General features: G+C 72.8%; 12 protein-coding genes and 1 pseudogene. 5 read left to right on the top strand and 8 right to left on the bottom strand.

Annotated features, from left to right (window positions below):
• The first annotated feature begins 15 nt into the window (after positions 1 to 15).
• Positions 16 to 2,138, top strand: a pseudogene (locus tag IE305_RS23930) (thioredoxin domain-containing protein).
• Between the two features lie 21 nt (positions 2,139 to 2,159).
• Here IE305_RS23930 and IE305_RS23925 read toward each other — a convergent pair.
• Positions 2,160 to 2,756 (bottom strand): TetR/AcrR family transcriptional regulator, encoded by a 597-nt coding sequence (locus tag IE305_RS23925; protein ID WP_229891437.1) that lies wholly within the window; start codon positions 2,754 to 2,756, stop codon positions 2,160 to 2,162.
• Positions 2,757 to 3,058: 302 nt separating this feature from the next.
• Entirely contained in the window at positions 3,059 to 3,793 is a 735-nt protein-coding gene (gene trhA, locus IE305_RS23920; protein WP_190131787.1) for a PAQR family membrane homeostasis protein TrhA, read from the bottom strand.
• Positions 3,794 to 4,065: 272 nt separating this feature from the next.
• Here trhA and IE305_RS23915 point away from each other — a divergent pair, with 272 nt between their 5' ends.
• Positions 4,066 to 5,895 (top strand): phosphoenolpyruvate carboxykinase (GTP), encoded by a 1,830-nt coding sequence (locus IE305_RS23915; RefSeq protein ID WP_190131786.1) that lies wholly within the window; start codon positions 4,066 to 4,068, stop codon positions 5,893 to 5,895.
• 50 nt (positions 5,896 to 5,945) lie between these two features.
• On the opposite strand, the gene IE305_RS23910 is transcribed toward IE305_RS23915, so the two are convergent.
• The 5 genes from IE305_RS23910 to IE305_RS23890 form a co-directional block, all read right to left on the bottom strand.
• A complete protein-coding gene (locus IE305_RS23910) occupies positions 5,946 to 6,356 on the bottom strand; it encodes an SCO4983 family protein (protein ID WP_190131785.1) in 411 nt (136 codons plus the stop codon).
• A gap of 48 nt (positions 6,357 to 6,404) precedes the next feature.
• Positions 6,405 to 7,616 (bottom strand): pyridoxal phosphate-dependent aminotransferase, encoded by a 1,212-nt coding sequence (locus IE305_RS23905; protein WP_190131784.1) that lies wholly within the window; start codon positions 7,614 to 7,616, stop codon positions 6,405 to 6,407.
• An 87-nt stretch (positions 7,617 to 7,703) separates the two neighbouring features.
• Positions 7,704 to 9,335, bottom strand: coding sequence for an N-acyl-D-amino-acid deacylase family protein (locus IE305_RS23900; RefSeq protein ID WP_190131783.1), 1,632 nt, complete (start codon positions 9,333 to 9,335; stop codon positions 7,704 to 7,706).
• 77 nt (positions 9,336 to 9,412) lie between these two features.
• The gene (locus tag IE305_RS23895; protein ID WP_190131782.1) at positions 9,413 to 10,696 is read right to left on the bottom strand and encodes an alanine racemase; all 1,284 of its coding nucleotides are present in this window, start codon (positions 10,694 to 10,696) and stop codon (positions 9,413 to 9,415) included.
• 179 nt (positions 10,697 to 10,875) lie between these two features.
• The gene (locus IE305_RS23890; protein ID WP_190131781.1) at positions 10,876 to 12,267 is read right to left on the bottom strand and encodes a M14 family metallopeptidase; all 1,392 of its coding nucleotides are present in this window, start codon (positions 12,265 to 12,267) and stop codon (positions 10,876 to 10,878) included.
• Between the two features lie 231 nt (positions 12,268 to 12,498).
• Here IE305_RS23890 and IE305_RS23885 point away from each other — a divergent pair, with 231 nt between their 5' ends.
• Complete coding sequence (locus IE305_RS23885; RefSeq protein ID WP_190131780.1) at positions 12,499 to 13,413, top strand: trypsin-like serine peptidase; 915 nt, start codon at positions 12,499 to 12,501, stop codon at positions 13,411 to 13,413.
• A 105-nt stretch (positions 13,414 to 13,518) separates the two neighbouring features.
• Here IE305_RS23885 and IE305_RS23880 read toward each other — a convergent pair whose 3' ends face one another.
• Complete coding sequence (locus IE305_RS23880) at positions 13,519 to 15,216, bottom strand: chitinase (RefSeq protein ID WP_190131779.1); 1,698 nt, start codon at positions 15,214 to 15,216, stop codon at positions 13,519 to 13,521.
• Between the two features lie 235 nt (positions 15,217 to 15,451).
• Between IE305_RS23880 and IE305_RS23875 the strand changes: the two genes are divergently transcribed.
• A complete protein-coding gene (locus IE305_RS23875) occupies positions 15,452 to 16,477 on the top strand; it encodes a hypothetical protein (protein WP_229891435.1) in 1,026 nt (341 codons plus the stop codon).
• A 49-nt stretch (positions 16,478 to 16,526) separates the two neighbouring features.
• Positions 16,527 to 17,261: a Flp pilus assembly protein CpaB gene (cpaB, locus tag IE305_RS23870; RefSeq protein WP_190131778.1), complete on the top strand. Its 735-nt coding sequence runs from the start codon at positions 16,527 to 16,529 to the stop codon at positions 17,259 to 17,261.
• Positions 17,262 to 17,292 lie beyond the last annotated feature (31 nt).

The following is a 17,292-nucleotide window of genomic DNA, read 5'->3' as shown; positions in this document are numbered from 1 at the left end:
ATCAACTTTCTGGCGATGCGTCTCCGTGTTGGGGTTGGGTGCGAGGCTCCCTCGTGCAACGATGCTGGGGTGAACCGACTTGCCAACGAGCAGTCGCCCTACCTACTCCAGCACGCCTCCAACCCAGTGGATTGGTGGCCATGGGGAGAGGAGGCGATGGCGGAAGCGAAGCGGCGGGACGTGCCCATTCTGTTGAGTGTGGGTTATTCGTCCTGTCACTTATGCTTCTGATAATTTACTGGTGTCACGTCATGGCGAGCGAGTCGTTCGAGGACGAGGCCGTGGCCGCCGTCGTCAACGAGCACTTCGTCGCGGTCAAGGTCGACCGCGAGGAGCGACCCGACGTGGACGCGGTGTACATGGAGGCCGTCCAGGTGGCCACCGGCCAGGGCGGCTGGCCGATGACGGTGTTCCTCACGCCGGACGCCGAGCCGTTCTACTTCGGCACGTACTTCCCGCCCGGCCCGCGACACGGCCTGCCCGGCTTCCGTCAGGTCCTGGAGGGCGTCGCGGCTGCGTGGCGGGAGCGGCGCGACGAAGTGGGGGAGGTCGCGCGGCGTGTGGTGAGCGACCTGTCGGGGCGCGCCACGCCGGCCGGTACCCCCCGTGCGCCGGGCGCGGAGGAGCTTCACGCGGCGCTGCTGAGCCTGACGCGCGACTTCGACGCGCTGCACGGCGGCTTCGGCGGGGCGCCCAAGTTCCCGCCGTCGATGGTGCTGGAGTTCCTGCTGCGGCACCACGTGCGCACGGGGTCGGAGGCGGCCCTGGAGATGGTCACGGCCACGTGCGAGGCGATGGCGCGCGGCGGCATGTACGACCAGCTGGGCGGCGGTTTCGCGCGGTACGCGGTGGACGCGTCGTGGACCGTGCCGCACTTCGAGAAGATGCTCTACGACAACGCGCTGCTGTGCCGCGTCTACGCCCACCTGTGGCGGGTCACGGGCTCGGAGCTCGCCCGCCGGGTGGCGCTGGAGACGGCGGACTTCATGGTCCGCGAGCTGCGGACGGCGCACGGCGGCTTCGCCTCGGCGCTGGACGCCGACAGCGACGACGGCCGCGGGCAGCACGCCGAGGGCGCGTACTACGTGTGGACGCCGGGCCGGCTGCGGGAGGCGCTGGGCGAGGAGGACGCGGCGCTGGCCGCGGAGTACTTCGGGGTCACCGAGGAGGGCACGTTCGAGGCGGGTGCCTCGGTGCTCCAGCTGCCCGACAGCGAGCGCCTGGTGGACGCGGCGCGGCTGGCGTCCGTACGGGACCGGCTGCGTGCGGCGCGGGAGCGGCGGCCGCACCCCGGGCGGGACGACAAGGTCGTGGCGGCCTGGAACGGGCTGGCGATCGCCGCGCTGGCCGAGACGGGGGCGTTCTTCGACCGCCCGGACCTGGTGCAGGCGGCGACGGACGCGGCGGACCTGCTGGTCCGCGTCCACATGGACGGCGAGGCGCGGCTGTGCCGGACGTCGCTGGACGGGGTGGCGGGGGCGCACGCCGGGGTGCTGGAGGACTACGCGGACGTCGCCGAGGGCTTCCTCGCGCTGTGCGCGGTGACCGGCGAGGGCGTGTGGGTGGAGTTCGCCGGGCTGCTGCTGGACACGGTCCTCGACCGGTTCACCGGTCCGGACGGCGCGCTGTTCGACACGGCCGACGACGCGGAGGCGCTGATCCGCCGGCCGCAGGACCCCACGGACAACGCGGCGCCCTCCGGCTGGACGGCGGCGGCCGGGGCCCTGCTGTCGTACGCCGCGTACACGGGCAGCTCGCGGCACCGCGAGGCGGCCGAGCAGGCGCTGGGCATCGTCACGGCGCTGGGGCCGCGGGTGCCGCGGTTCCTGGGCTGGGGGCTGGCGGTGGCCGAGGCGCTGCTGGACGGCCCGCGCGAGGTGGCGGTGGTGGGTCCCGCCGGCGACCCGGCGACGCGGGCGCTGCACCGGGCGGCGCTGCTGTCGCCGGCGCCGGGCCTGGTCGTGGGCGTGGGCGAGCCGGGGGTGCCGGCGGGCGAGGAGGAGACGCCGCTGCTGGCCGGCCGTACGCCGGCCGACGGCCGTCCGGCGGCGTACGTGTGCCGGCGCTTCACGTGCGACGCGCCGGTGACGGACGCGGAGGAGCTGGCGGCGCGGCTGGGTGCGGCCAAGGAGGGGTGACGCCGGGGAAGGTCCCGGCGGTCAGGGGGTCAGGCCGCGGGCCAGGACGTCGAGGGTGCGGGTGACGATGCCGACGAGGTCCTCGGTCTGGCCCTGTTCGACCCAGAGCATCACGGCCTCCTGCAGGGCGCCGAGGACGGCGGCGACGGCGACCCGGAGCTCCAGGTCGCCGGGGGCGTGGCCGGTGCGCCCGGCCAGGACGGCGCAGAGCGTGCGGGCGGAGCGGGCCATGCTCTCGGCGGACCGGCCGCGCAGGGCGGGGACCTCGTGCACGAGCCGGGTGCGCTGGCGGAGTTCGGCCAGGTCCTGGTCGACGGCGTGGCGCACGGTGGCGAGGACGGCCTGCCGGACGGCTTCGCCGGCCGGTTCGCCGGCGGGCCGGGCCCGTACGGCCTCGGCGAGCAGTTCCCCGTAGCCGTCGGTGAGGACGATGTCCTCCTTGGTGGGGAAGTAGCGGAAGACGGTGCTGGTGGAGACGTCGGCCTCGGCGGCGATGCGGTCGACGGGGGTGGCGTCGTACCCGTGCTCCGCGAACAGCCGGTAGGCGGCGCGGAGGATGGCGCGGCGGGTCCGGAGCTTCTTCCGCTCGCGCAGGGAGGTGGTGGGGTGGGTGGGCATGGCCGACATTCTCGGGGAACGCCGCGGCCGGGCGGGTCGGTGAATCTTTAATGGGATGCTGACTGTCAGTGGCGTGTGTCACCCTCTGTCAAGGGAAGGGATACGGTCGGTGAGACCGAAGGGGGTTGTGCATGCTCTTGGCTGCTGCGGTCGTCGCGGTGCTGTGCGTCGCGGGATATGTGCTGGCGGGGGAGATCGCCGTTCTGGCGGTGGTGGTGGCGGGCGTCACGGGCCTGATGTGGAGCGTGGCCGCGGCCTCCAGGCCACGGCCACGTGTGCGTCGTCGGCGCGCCGGTCGCGCGTCAGGCGTGCGAATAGGCCACCAGCGAGATGCCCACGTAGTGCGTGACGAAGGCCGCCAGGGTGAGGGAGTGGAAGACTTCGTGGAACCCGAACCACCGCGGTGACGGGTTGGGGCGCTTGATCCCGTAGATCACGCCGCCCACGGAGTAGAGCAGGCCGCCGACGATCACCAGCGTCAGGACGGCCGGCCCGCCCTTGTGCAGGAAGTCGGGCAGGAAGAAGACGGCGGCCCAGCCCATCGCGATGTAGCAGGGGGTGTAGAGCCAGCGCGGCGCGCCCACCCAGAAGACGCGGAAGGCGATGCCGGCCACGGCCGCCGCCCATACGGCCCACAGCAGGACCTGTCCGCGGGTGCCCGGGATGAGCAGCATCGTCAGCGGGGTGTAGGTGCCCGCGATGATCAGGAAGATGTTGGCGTGGTCGAGGCGGCGCAGTACGGCCGTCACGCGCGGGCTCCAGTTGCCGCGGTGGTAGAGCGCGCTGATGCCGAAGAGCAGGCAGGCCGTCAGGACGTAGACGGCGCAGGCGACGCGGCCGCGGGTGCTGTCGGCGAGTGCGGTGAGGAAGACCCCCGAGACCAGCACGGCGGGGAACATCCCCGCGTGCAGCCAGCCGCGCAGCCGGGGCTTGACCGGCGGCGGCGCGGGGGACGGGGCGTCGGCGTCGGGGGCGGCCGTCGCGGCCCCGGGGGCGGGGGAGGGCGCGGGGTGCCGGGTGTCGGGCGCGGGAATCATGGCGGCCATGGTAGCTACGCCACCGTAAGTTACGCGTCGGTACCGGGTGGCGATGGTCACGGGGGTGCCCCCTGGACAGATCGGATGATGAGTCGGATGATCAAATGAGTGCGGGCGGCACCGGATGAGCGGCTACGAAGCGTCTGGGTCGCAGCCCCCAAGGGGCATACATGTGCAGATGCGGACTGAACCGGCCCTCACCGGTTATACGGGTCCGTACCACCCTCAAACATTTGGCGCCGGGCAGTGCGGCCCGGCGGAACGGAGCGATCGTGGCGCGCAGCAATGCGGCTCCCCCTGTCCCCACCCGGCACCAGGCCCTGATCTCCTGGGTCGACGAGATCGCCGCCCTCACCCAGCCGGACCGCGTGGTCTGGTGCGACGGATCCGAGGCCGAGTACGAGCGCCTGTGCGAGGAGCTCGTCGCCAAGGGCACCTTCCGGAAACTCGACCCGGTCAAGCGCCCGAACTCCTACTACGCCGCCTCCGACCCCAGCGACGTGGCCCGCGTCGAGGACCGCACGTTCATCTGCTCCGAGAAGGAGGAGGACGCCGGCCCCACCAACCACTGGAAGGCCCCCGCCGAGATGCGGGAGATCTTCCAGGGCAAGGACGGCAAGGGCGGCGTCTTCCGCGGCTCCATGCGCGGCCGCACGATGTACGTCGTGCCCTTCTGCATGGGCCCGCTCGGCTCCCCGCTGTCCGCCATCGGCGTCGAGATCACCGACTCCGCCTACGTCGCCGTCTCCATGCGCACCATGACCCGCATGGGCCAGGCCGTGCTCGACGAGCTCGGCACCGACGGCTTCTTCGTCAAGGCCGTGCACACCCTCGGCGCCCCGCTCGCCGAGGGCGAGGCCGACGTGCCGTGGCCCTGCAACAGCACCAAGTACATCTCGCACTTCCCCGAGAGCCGCGAGATCTGGTCCTACGGCTCCGGCTACGGCGGCAACGCCCTGCTCGGCAAGAAGTGCTACGCCCTGCGCATCGCCTCCGTCATGGCCCGCGACGAGGGCTGGCTCGCCGAGCACATGCTCATCCTCAAGCTGACCCCGCCCCACGGCGAGGCCAAGTACGTCGCCGCCGCCTTCCCCTCCGCCTGCGGCAAGACCAACCTCGCCATGCTGGAGCCCACCATCTCCGGCTGGACCGTGGAGACCATCGGCGACGACATCGCCTGGATGCGCTTCGGCGAGGACGGCCGCCTCTACGCCATCAACCCCGAGGCCGGCTTCTTCGGTGTGGCCCCCGGCACCGGCGAGAACACCAACGCCAACGCCATGAAGACCCTCTGGGGCAACGCCGTCTTCACCAACGTCGCCCTCACCGACGACAACGACGTGTGGTGGGAGGGCATGACCGACGAGAAGCCGGCCCACCTCACCGACTGGCGCGGCAACGACTGGACGCCGGAGTCCGGCACCCCCGCCGCCCACCCCAACGCCCGCTTCACCGTGCCCGCCGCCCAGTGCCCGATCATCGCGCCCGAGTGGGAGGACCCCAAGGGTGTGCCGATCTCGGCCATCCTCTTCGGCGGCCGCCGCGCCTCGGCCGTGCCGCTGGTGACGGAGTCCCTCTCCTGGCAGCACGGCGTCTTCCTCGGCGCCAACGTCGCCTCCGAGAAGACCGCCGCCGCCGAGGGCAAGGTCGGCGAGCTGCGCCGCGACCCGTTCGCCATGCTGCCGTTCTGCGGCTACAACATGGGCGACTACATGGGCCACTGGATCAAGGTGGGGCAGGGCAAGGACCAGTCCAGGCTGCCGAAAATCTACTACGTCAACTGGTTCCGCAAGAACGACGCCGGTGACTTCGTCTGGCCCGGCTTCGGCGAGAACAGCCGCGTGCTGAAGTGGATCGTCGAGCGCCTGGAGGGCAAGGCGGACGGCGTGGAGACGCCGATCGGCATCCTCCCGACGAAGGACGCCCTCGACCTGGACGGCCTCGACATCGCCGACGCCGACCTCGACCTGCTGCTGAAGGTCGACGAGGAGGTGTGGCGCGAGGAGGCCGCACTGGTCCCCGACCACCTGAACACCTTCGGTGACCACACCCCGAAGGAGCTGTGGGACGAGTACCGGGCGCTGGTGCAGCGGCTCGGCTGACACCGCAACGCCGGACGGGCCGGAGCGCGAGCTCCGGCCCGTCCGGCGTGTCAGGCCGCGTCCTCCGCGATCCCCAGCGCCTCGGCGTGCGCCCGGAGGCGTTCGGCCGCCAGGGCCGTGCCCGCCGAGTCGCCCGCGCTGTGGGCCACCACCAGGGCCTGGCCCGCCAGCATGTGGGCGCGCTGGTGCAGGGCCGTGACGCGGGCCGCGGTGGTGTCGCCCGCCGTCGGGGCGGCGCGCAGCGGCGTGGTGCCGCTCATGCGCTCGATCCGGTCGGCGAGGCGCCGCGCCGCCCCGTCCAGGGCTGCGGACGGGGTGAGTGCGCGCAGTTCGTCCGTCACTGTCAGCAGCGCGGTCAGGTGCCCCGCCAGGCGGATGTCCAGCTCTTCCCGGCGGGAGCGGTGAGGGCCGTTGCCGTGCACGTGCGAGTGGACCGACTTGGTGCGGATCGGTTCGTACATGGATGGCCTCCTGAGTCCTTCTGAAGGCCATCCTAACTTAGACAGTGTCTAAACTTGGCTGTAGCCGTCGAGGAAGTTCCCGATCCGGGTCACCGCATCGGCCAGGTCCTTGGCGTTCGGCAGCGTGACCAGGCGGAAGTGGTCGGGCTCGGGCCAGTTGAAGCCCGTACCGTGCACCACCATGATCTTCTCGGCGCGCAGCAGGTCCAGGACCATCTGCCGGTCGTCCTTGACCGGGTAGACCTTGGGGTCCAGGCGCGGGAACGCGTACAGCGCACCCTTCGGCTTCACGCACGTCACGCCCGGGATCTGCGTCAGCAGCTCGTACGCCACGTCGCGCTGCTCCAGCAGCCGGCCGCCCGGCAGCACCAGGTCGTTGATCGACTGCCGGCCGCCCAGGGCCGTGGCCACCGCGTACTGCGCCGGCATGTTGGCGCACAGCCGCATGTTCGCCAGGATCGTCAGGCCCTCGATGTAGCTCTCGGCGTGCGCCTTCGGCCCGCACACCGCCATCCAGCCGCTGCGGTAGCCCGCCACCCGGTACGCCTTCGACAGGCCGTTGAAGGTCAGCGTCAGCAGGTCCGGGGCGAGGGCGGCGGTCGGGGTGTGCGTCACGCCGTCGTAGAGGATCTTGTCGTAGATCTCGTCCGAGCAGACGATCAGGTTGTGCCGACGGGCGATCTCCGTCAGCGCGAGCACCATCTCCTCGTCGTAGACGGCGCCCGTGGGGTTGTTCGGGTTGATGATGACGAGCGCCTTGGTGCGGTCGGTGATCTTCCGCTCCAGGTCGGCGAGGTCCGGCATCCAGTCCGCCTGCTCGTCGCAGCGGTAGTGCACGGCCGTGCCGCCGGCCAGCGAGACCGACGCCGTCCACAGCGGGTAGTCCGGCGCCGGCACCAGCACCTCGTCGCCGTCGTCGAGCAGCGCCTGCATCGACATCTGGATGAGCTCGGAGACGCCGTTGCCGAGGTAGACGTCCTCGACCGACAGCTCGATGCCCTTGGTCTCGTAGTGCTGCACCACCGCCCGCCGCGCGGACAGCAGGCCCTTGGCGTCGCCGTAGCCGTGCGCGTCCCCGACGTTGCGGATCATGTCCTCGAGGATCTCCGGCGGGCACTCGAAGCCGAAGGTCGCGGGGTTGCCCGTGTTCAGCTTGAGGATGCGGTGACCCGCCGCCTCCAGCCGCATGGCCTCCTCCAGCACCGGGCCACGGATCTCGTAGCAGACGTTGGCGAGCTTCGTTGACTGGATCACCTGCATGACGGCCACCCTACGGGTCCCTCCCGGCCCCCGCGCGGTGTTTCCCGCCGCACCCGCCCCGCCGCCGGCGCCCCCGGACGGCCCTGCTCAGGCCACCGGCGTCCGCCGCACCGACCGGCCCGCGAGGACGTCCGTCCGGCGTCCGTCTTCCATCGCAAAGCGTCCGGCAATCAGGACATAAGGAATGCCGGACGGAAGCCGGGCAGGGGCTTCGAAAGTGGCGCCCGCGCCCACCGTCTCCGGATCGAAGAGCACCAGGTCGGCACGGTGTCCGGGCCGCACCAGACCCCGGTCCGGCAGCCGCAGCCGGGCCGCGGGACGCGACGTGAGATGCGCCACGCACTCCTCCAGCGACAGCACCCCCAGCTCCCGCACGTACCGTCCGAGGTAGCGCGGAAACGTTCCGTAGGCGCGCGGGTGCGGCTTCGCGCCCTGAAGGATGCCGTCGCTCCCGCCCATGTGCACCCGGTGCCGCATCACCGCCCGCACGTTCTCCTCGTGCCCCACGTGCAGCAGCACCGCCGTGCCCAGCCGGTCCTCCAGCAGCAGACGCCGGGCCGTCTCCCACGGCTCCTCGCCGCGCTCCCGCGCCCACCGCGCCACCGACCCGCCCACGTACCCCGCCAGACGCGGCGACGCCACGCCCGACACCTCCACCGCGTCCCAGTCCACCGGCACGCCGTGGCAGCCGTCGCTGCCCCCGTCCTCCAGCACCCGCCCGATCCGGCGCGCCGTCACCTCGTCCCGCAGCCGCGCCAGCACCGCCTCCGGGCCGCCTTCCGCCGCCCACCCCGGCAGCAGCGCCACCAGCGTCGTGCAACCGGGCGTGTAGGGGTACGAGTCGAGGGAGAGGTCCACACCGTCGGCCAGCGCCGCGTCCAGCAGCGCCAGCAACTCCGGCGCACGCCCCCGGTTCACCGGGAAGTTGAGGGTCGCGTGCGCCAGATGCAGGGCGCAGCCCGCCGCCCGGGCGACCCCGGTCATCTCCGCGTACGCCGCGAGCGCCCCTGCCCCGTACGAACGGTGGTGCGGGCAGAAGTAGCCGCCGTAGTGCGCCACCACCCGGCACAGCGCGGTCAGCTCGTCCGCGCCGGCGTACATGCCCGGCGCGTACGTCAGGCCCGCCGACAGCCCCACCGCGCCCTGCTCCAGCCCCTCGGCCACCAGACGCCGCATCCGCCCCAGCTCGTCCGCCGTGGCCGGCCGGTCCTCCCAGCCGGCCGCGAGCATCCGCACCGAGCCGTGCGGCACCAGGTACGCCGCGTTCACCGCGACGCCCTCGCCGCCGAAGCCGTGGTTCAGCCGGTCCAGGTACGCACCCACGGACGCCCAGCCGGCCTCCCCGTCCAGGGCGGCGCCGTCCCCGTTCCAGCCGGCCAGCTGGGTGCGCAGCGCCGGCAGCGTCCGGCCGTCGGCCGGCGCGTACGACAGGCCGTCCTGGCCGAGCACCTCCAGCGTCACGCCCTGCGCCACCTTCGCCACGTGCGCCGGGTCCTCCAGCAGCGCCAGGTCGCTGTGGGCGTGCATGTCGACGAAGCCGGGCGCCAGCACCAGGCCGTGACAGTCCAGCACCCGGCGCCCCGACGGCCGCGGGCCGCCGGGGCCGTCCGCCGCGCGACGGATCTCCGCGATCCGGCCGCCGTCCAGCGCGACGTCCGCACGGAAGAGCGGGCCGCCGCTGCCGTCGGCGACCCGTACGTCACGCAGGACCGTGTCCACGCCGGGGTCCCTACCCGGCCGGCCGACCGGCAGAACGCCGGCCGGAGAACGTCGGCCAGAAGGCCGGAGAACGCCGGCTAGAAGAACGTCCGCACGTAATCCGTGACCGTGCCGTCCTCCGTCGCCAGCGGGATCATCGGCCACCGGTCGAACACCGCGCACGGGTGCGACAGGCCCAGCCCCACCCAGTCGCCGACCTCGACGTCCGCGCCCTCGCCGACCTCGACGAAGGCGTGCTGGTCCGCCAGCTTGATCACGCTCAGGCCCGTGGCCGGCCGCACCGCGCCGTCCCGTGCCGACCGCACCACCTGCGGCTCCGGCAGCCCCAGGTCGTACGAGACGTCGCGCTTGCCCGCGTTCAGGTACGCCCGGCCCGGTTCCGGCCGCGACACCACCTGCGCCCACAGCCGGAACGCCGGCCGCAGCACGCCCTCCTCCGGGTGCCGGTTGAAGGGCGTGACGCGGCGGTAGTGGCCGTCGTCGTGCGTCACGTACGCGCCCGAGCGCAGGATCTTCAGCACCGGAGCCGACAGCTCCGGCAGCGCCGCGAACGACTCGGCCACCGCGTCGAACCAGGCGCTGCCGCCCGCGCTCACCACGATCCGGTCCAGCCCGGCGAACAGCCCCGCCTTGTCGAGCGTCACCGCCAGGCCCGTCAGCCGCCGCAGCCACGCCCCGACGCGCTCCTCGTCGGCCTGCGGGATCTCGCCCTCGTAGCCGGCGACACCCACCAGCCGCAGCGTGCCCGTACGCACCACCGCCCCGGCGACCCGTTCGGCCTCGTCCTCCGTGCGCACCCCCGTGCGCCCGCCGTCGACGCCCAGCTCGACCACCACGTCCACCGGCCGCGTGGCACCGGCGGCACGCAGCCCGGCGTCCATCAGCTCCACGCCGCGCACCGAGTCCACGTACGTGACGAGTGTGAACTCCGGGTCGGCCGCCAGCTCGGCGGCGAGCAGCCGCAGCGACGGCTCGTCCACGACCTGGTTGGCGAGGAATACGCGCGGCACGCCGTAGGCGCGGCACACGCGCAGCTGGGGGACGGTGGCGACGGTGATGCCCCAGGCGCCGTGGTCCAGCTGGCGGCGGAACAGCGCCGGGGCCATCGAGGTCTTGCCGTGCGGCGCGAAGGCCAGGTCGTGCCCGGCCGACCAGCGCTCCATCGCGCCGAGGTTGTGGTCCAGCGCCTCGGCCGACAGGGCCAGCACGGGCGTGGTGAAGCCGCCGGTGAACAGCGAGCGGCGCTCGGCGGCTAGCTCGCCGACGGTCAGCCCCTCGGCGTCCGGCGGCAGCCCCTTGAAGCGGTGGTCCACGCGCTCCTGCGCGAGGCGGGCGAGGGCGTCGTCGGCTGTGGCGGCCATGGGGCCTCCCGTCGGGTCGTACGTCGTACGGTCGTGCGATCGTGCGGTCCTTGCTCGATCCGCCGCTGTCTAACACCGGGCCCGAGGCGGGGTCAACGGTGCGTGCGGAACTGTGACGGACGGGATGAAAGCGTGACAAGCGCGCGTCCGTTGCCGGCGGCGTGTCACGTGCAGTCGCGTCACTGGCAGTACTGCGCCTCCTTGCCGATCGAGCGGTACATGCAGTCCGCGTTCTCCAGCAGCCGCAGCACCGACTCGCGGTTGCGGCTCGTCTCGCGGTCGATCACCTCGTCGGGCGGGTAGAAGCCGCCGCCGGCCCCGCTCTCGTCCGGGTACATCTCGAACGTGTAGGCGAAGATCTTCTGGTTGCCCCACAGCCAGTCGTCGATCGTCCCGTCCGTGATGTAGAGGTCGCTCGACTGCTCGGCGGTGTAGCCGTTGGCGGCGGCCATCGACTTGCCGACGGTCGCGAACGCGTCGTGGTCGTCCTGCGTCATGCCGGGCGCGGTGTCCGCGTACGTCCAGCCGAACGGCCACATCACCAGCTCGCTGTAGGTGTGGAAGTCGATGGCGGCCTTGATCTGCTGCTTGCCGTTCACCACGCGGCTGCGGACGAAGTCCGCGACCACCTTCACCTCGGGGGCCGACTCGGCGGCCGTGCCGCGGTACGTCTCCGAGCCGGGGCTGCCGGAGGAGCCGCCGCAGCAGGCCCACTTGTAGTTCCAGTTGCGGTTGAGGTCCGTGCCGCGGGCCGACGCGCCGGCGTTGGGCTGCCGGTTCTTGCGCCAGTTGCGGTAGGTGCCGGTCGCGATGTCGTACTCGCCGCCGTCGGGGTTGAGGTCGGGCACGATCCACACCACCCGGCTGTCGAGCAGCTTGGTGACGCGCGCGTCCTTGCCGTACTGGGTGCCGAACTCCTTGAGCAGGTAGAGCGCCATCTCGACGGTGAGGTGCTCGCGCGCGTGCTGGTGGTGCGTGAAGAGGACCTCCGGCTTGGTGGCCGCCGCCGCGGTCCGGCCGGTGCCGGCTCCGGTGCCCGTGCCTGTGCCGGTGACCTTTACGGCGACGATGTCGCGGCCCTCGTACGACTTCCCGATGACCTGCTTGCTCATCAGGGCCGGGTGGGCGGCGACGGCGGCGTCGATCTCCTCGGTCATCTCCTTGTAGTTGTGGTACTTCGCGTCGTCCGAGGGGAAGTCGAAGGGCTCGGCCTTGCGGCCGCCGCTGCGGTCCGGCGGGCCGGGCAGTTCGCGCACGGTCCAGCCCATCCGGCGGACCTTCGCGGCCTGCGCGGCATCCGCGGTGATGACGACGGAGCCCTTGCGGACGGCGTCCACGGAGGCGCCGGTGGCGGCGAGCGCGGTGCGCTGCGCGGCGGTTCTCGGGCCGGTGACCTCGTACGACCGGGCCGGCGGCGCCTCGCCGGCGGGGGTGGCGGGGGCGGCCAGGGCGAGGGTGAGGACGCCGGCGACGGCGGCGCCCGCGGCGGCGGTCAGGCGGGTCGTTCTCCGGGGTGCTCTCCGGGTCGTGCTCCGGGGGGTCTGGGGTCGGGGGGTGGTGGGGGGTCGCATTCCGGCCTCCTCGTGGGGTCCGCTCGTGCGACGGGTGGGGGGATTCCAGCGTTCTGTTCTGACGTGTACTCGTCAATGCTGCGGGACCGTCCGGGGTCGGTCGGTTCCGGCCAACTTCTTTCCGAGTTCACCTCAACCGATTGCCGGTCCGCGGTAGCGACACCAACAATGCGCATGACAAATCGCGTGACACATCACTGATGCGTGTGTGATCGGAGAGGACCACCCCCCATGAGACGACCTCTCGGCCGACCCCTCGCCGGAACGCTGGCCGCCCTGCTCTGCGCCGGGGCGACCGTCGCGGCCGGCACCGGGACGGCGGCCGCGGCGACCACGGCGCCCGCGGCGGCCACGGCGGCCACCAAGGAGGCTCCCGCCGCCCTCAAGGGCGCGCCCCTCGCCGCGAAGACCAAGGCCGTGGACTTCGCCGGCACGGTGGCGCTGAGCAACTGCTCCGGCTCGCTCGTCCGGATGCCGAACTCGGCCGACACCGACCCCGCCCTCGTCCTCACCAACGGCCACTGCCTGGAGACCGGCATGCCGGAGGCGGGCGAGGTCATCACCGACCAGCCCTCCAGCCGCACGTTCAGCCTGCTCAACTCCACGGCCGGCAAGGTCGCCACGCTGCGCGCGGCGAAGGTCGCGTACGCGACGATGACCGACACCGACGTCACGCTGTACCAGCTCGACACCACCTACGCGGCCGTCAAGCAGCGCTACGGCATCAACGCCCTGGTCCTCTCCGGCGACCACCCCACGGCCGGCGCGGCCATCAAGGTCGTCTCCGGCTACTGGAAGAAGATCTACACCTGCAACGCCGACGGGTTCGTGCCCGAGCTGCACGAGGCGGACTGGGTGTGGAAGGACTCCATGCGCTACACCGCGCCCTGCAACATCATCGGCGGTACGTCCGGTTCGCCGGTCGTCGACGTGAAGACCGGCAAGGTCGTCGCCGTCAACAACACCGCCAACGAGGACGGCGACCGCTGCACGATGAACAACCCGTGCGAGGTCGACGAGAACGGCAACACCACCGTCCGCAAGGGCATCGGCTACGCCCAGGAGACCTACGGCCTCACCAAGTGCATAGCCACCGGCAACAAGCTGGACCTGAGCCTTCCGGGCTGCACGCTGCCCAAGCCGTGACCCCGCAGGTCTGATCGCGCCCTCCGCCGGGCGGCCTCGTGCGCGAGGCCGCCCGGCGGAGGCGTTCACCACGGGTTGCGGCAGCACCGGTTACGGCAGCACGGGTTACGGCAGGCCGTGCACGTGCGGGCCCACCGCGTTCGACCACGCGTTGCCGTTCGCCGCGTCCCAGTTGGTCGACCAGGTCATCGCGCCGCGCAGGTCCGGGTAGGTGCGCGACGGCTTGAACGAGCCGCAGCCCGTGCCCTTCGTCAGGCAGTCCAGCGCCGCGTTGACCACCGACGGCGCCACGTAGCCGCTGCCCGCGCCGCGCGGCGAGGCGGGCACCCCGAGGCCCACCTGGGACGGCGCGAGACCACCCTCCAGCTGGATGCAGGCCAGCGCGGTGAGGAAGTCCACGGAGCCCTGTGCGTACACTTTGCCGTCGCAGCCGTTCATCGAACCGCTGTTGTAGAACTGCGTGTTGACCACGGTGAGGATGTCCTTGACGGCGAGCGCCGTGCGGAAGTACGCGGACGACGGCGACTGCATGTCGATCGTCTGCGGCGCCATGGTGAGGACGAGTCCGGGGCCGGCCTTGGCGGACAGGGCACGCAGGGCCTGCGTCATGTACGTCGGGTCGAGGCCGTTCTCCAGGTCGATGTCCACGCCGTTGAACCCGTAGGTGCGCATCAGTGCGTACACGCTGTCGGCGAAGTTGGCGGCGGACGTCGCGTCGTTGACGACGACCGTGCCGCGCTCGCCGCCCACCGAGATCACCACCGACTTGCCCGCGGCCTGTTTGGCGGCGATGTCCGCCTTGAACTGCGCCTCGCTGTAGTGCAGCGCCGGGTCGAGGGTGAAGGAGACGGCGCCCCGTGTGGTCGTGGCGTCGGCGAAGGCGACCGCGACGATGTCGTACTGCGCGGGCACGTCACTGATTTTCTGCACGGTGGCGCCGTTGTCGAAGTTCTGCCAGTAGCCGGTCACGGCGTGCCGCGGCACGTTCGGGGTGCCGCCGCTGCCGCCCGGCGTGGTGACCGTGACCTCGGCGGAGGGCGCGGACTCGCCGGCCGCGTTGGTGGCGGTCACCCGGAAGCGGTACGAGGTGCCGGGGGCGAGGCCCGTGACGGTCGTGGACGTGCCGGTCACGGCGCGGTCGCGGGTGCCGTCGCGGTAGACCTGGTAGCCGGTCGCGCCCGGCACCGCGTTCCATGACAGGGCGGCGGACGACGCGGTGACCGTGCCCGCGGCCAGGCCGGTGGGGGCGTCCGGCACGGGGTCGCCGGGGTCGCCGCCGCCGGGGCCGGTGAGCGACAGGTCGTCGGCGGCGTAGGCGGGCTGCCCGTACCAGCCGTGCAGGTAGACGGTCACGGACGTGGTGCCGGGGCCCGTCGTGAAGGACGTCTCCAGCTGCTGCCAGGAGGTGGCGCTCGCCGTCCACGTCGACGGGTCGGTGGTGCCGGTGCCGCGCGCGCCGAGGTACACGTACGAGCCCTGTACCCACCCTGCCAGCCGGTACGTGGAGTTGGGGCGGACGGACACGGTCTGGGCGCACTCGGCGGTGCCGGAGGCGGACGGGGTGGCCTTGAGGGCGCTGGTGCCCGTGCGGACGGGGGAGGTGGTGGCGGTGCCGCTGCCGTCCGTACAGGTCCAGTTGGCGAGGCCGGACTCGAAGCCGGGGTTGCGGAGGAGGTTGCCCGCGTCGGGGGCGGCCTGTGCCGGGTGGGGGACGGCGGCGAGGCCGGCGGCGGCGAGGAGGACGGAGATGAGGGCGGCCGCGGGCCGGCGTTTGTGTGCGGGGGGCGTAGGGGGACGTTCCATGACTGCCTCCGGTGGGAAGGGAGTTGGAGTCGTGCGCGTGTGGTGTGGGGGTGTGATGTGGGGGGTGTACTGCACGGTCAAGATGGTTCAGACCAATGCGTGCGTCAAGGGCCGGCGGCAAGGTCCTCCGGGGCGTGGGGCAAACCGCGGGAAACGGTTCTCAGCCGCTCCGTTCGTGGCTAAAGTGCGGGGGCAGCAGCGCCCCCGAGGCCGGAGTGAAACGGGGAATGCCGACGTGCCGATTGCGATAGCGGTCACCAGTTCCGACCTGGTGCTGCCGCCGCCCGGCGGGCCCGCCCCCGTCCCCACCGCGGCCGTGCTCCACCCGCCGCAGGAGCAGCCGCTCGACGACGCGGTCGCCCAGGTCGCGGCCCTGCTGGAACAGTGCGGCCACCTCGTCGTCCTGCACTGCGAGGCGCTGCCCGCCGCGTACGTCCGGCGGCTGCACACCGTACGGTCGGTGCTGGAGAGCGGCCGGGTCGCGCTGCTGCCGCTCGCGCTGCCGCCGCTGGCGGTGGCCGTCCTCGCCCGCCAGCTCGCGCAGTTGGCCCTTTCCGACCTGCCGCCGGGCGTCCTGGCCTCCGCCGCCCGGCTGCTCGCCCACTACGTGCACGCCGGTGCGCACCTGTCGTCCCTGGCCCGCTTCGACCGGATGGACGTGGGCCTGGGCGCGCACCTCACCTCGCTGCTGCCCGGCGCCGGTTACGCGGCGGTGGTCAGCCCCGTACGGGCGCTGGTCCGCGTGGGCTCCGGCCCTCCGCCGGCCGGCCCCGGCTTCGCCACGCGCCTCACGGTCGCCCGGCCCGCGCCCCGGGACCCGGCCGGCGGGGGCGAGGACTGGGTGACGGGTGCGCTGGCGCGGCACTGGCGGGTGCAGGGCGTGCAGGAGATCGCCCCCTTGCCGGCGGAGTCGGCGCGCTGGTGGGGGACGCGGCGGGCGGTGGAGTTCGCCGCTGCCATCCCCGACCCGTCCGTGCTCTACCAGCTCGTGTCGTCGGTGCGCCGCGAACGGTGCCGGTGGTGCGGGCTGGACCTCATCGGCGACCGGTGCGGCTTCTGCGCGGCGCCGGTGGCGCGTGCGGCGCCGGAGGAGGGGGGCGCGGGGGCGGGGGCCGGTGCGGGGGCGGGCGCGGGCGCCGGTGCGCGTGCCGGTGCGTACGCCGGCCCGTACCCCGGTTCGTACGCCGGTTCGGGTTCCGCCCCTCCCGCTCCTTCCGCCCCTCCCACGCCTCCCTCTCCGACGCAGCGACCCGGCCGCTGAATGCCGCCGAACCGTCCCGCCCCCGTCCCCAGCGAGGTTCGCCGCCCCCATGAACGCACGCCAGCGCCGCGGGATCGTCCTGCTGCTCCTGTCGGCCCTCTGCGCCGCCGGTGCCTTCGCCGGTGTGGTCGCGGTCGTCCACGACGCCCGGTCCCGTACCGGGCCCGAGGTCACCGCCTACCGCCTCAAGGAGGACGTGCCCGCCTACCGCGACCTGCGCGCCGAGGCGTTCGAGCGGATCTCGGTGCCCCGGCGCTGGTTGCCGGCCACCGCCGTCACCGACCTCGCCGCGCTCCACGGGAAGATCGCGGTGACGCCGTTGCGCCGTGGCTCGCTGCTGCAGAGCGACATGATCGTGGCCCGGCCGGCGCTCGCGCCCGGCAAGCAGGAGATCGCCATCATGATCGACGCTGCCACGGGCGTTGCCGGCAAGATCGTGCCCGGCTCGAAGGTCAACATCTACGCCACGTTCGACACACGCGAGCAGGGCGCCAAGCCGGTGTCCCGGCTCATCGTCAGCAGCGCCCAGGTCCTCGACGTCGGCCGCCTCACGCCGTTCAGACGGGACGGCGACGGGCGCGGCGCGGGCGGGGGCACGACCGCCACGACGCGGCAGGCGGGGGAGGCGGTGCCGATCACGTTCGCGCTCGACACGAAGGACGCGCAACGCGTCGCGTACGCCGAGTCGTTCGCGTCCCACGTCCGGCTGGCGCTGCTCGCGCCGGGCAGCGAGGACACGACCGGGGCGGGCGACCGCACGTACACGCTCGACGCCGACAAATGAACGCTGCGGAAGCGAACGCTACGGAAGGAGG

Origin of the sequence: Streptomyces mashuensis (assembly GCF_014654785.1) — a bacterium.
Classification (GTDB): Bacteria; Actinomycetota; Actinomycetes; order Streptomycetales; family Streptomycetaceae; genus Streptomyces; species Streptomyces mashuensis.
Note: the sequence above shows the minus strand (reverse complement) of the source record. Positions and strands in the feature narration are given on the sequence as shown.

Excerpts from the sequence above, each read along its gene's own strand:
- IE305_RS23925 (WP_229891437.1), bottom strand. The coding sequence starts at position 2,756 with ATGCCCACCCACCCCACCACCTCCCTGCGCGAGCGGAAGAAGCTCCGG.
- trhA (WP_190131787.1), bottom strand. The coding sequence starts at position 3,793 with ATGATTCCCGCGCCCGACACCCGGCACCCCGCGCCCTCCCCCGCCCCC.
- IE305_RS23910 (WP_190131785.1), bottom strand. The coding sequence starts at position 6,356 with ATGTACGAACCGATCCGCACCAAGTCGGTCCACTCGCACGTGCACGGC.
- IE305_RS23905 (WP_190131784.1), bottom strand. The coding sequence starts at position 7,616 with ATGCAGGTGATCCAGTCAACGAAGCTCGCCAACGTCTGCTACGAGATC.
- IE305_RS23895 (WP_190131782.1), bottom strand. The coding sequence starts at position 10,696 with ATGGCCGCCACAGCCGACGACGCCCTCGCCCGCCTCGCGCAGGAGCGC.
- IE305_RS23890 (WP_190131781.1), bottom strand. The coding sequence starts at position 12,267 with ATGCGACCCCCCACCACCCCCCGACCCCAGACCCCCCGGAGCACGACC.
- IE305_RS23885 (WP_190131780.1), top strand. The coding sequence starts at position 12,499 with ATGAGACGACCTCTCGGCCGACCCCTCGCCGGAACGCTGGCCGCCCTG.
- IE305_RS23880 (WP_190131779.1), bottom strand. The coding sequence starts at position 15,216 with ATGGAACGTCCCCCTACGCCCCCCGCACACAAACGCCGGCCCGCGGCC.
- cpaB (WP_190131778.1), top strand. The coding sequence starts at position 16,527 with ATGAACGCACGCCAGCGCCGCGGGATCGTCCTGCTGCTCCTGTCGGCC.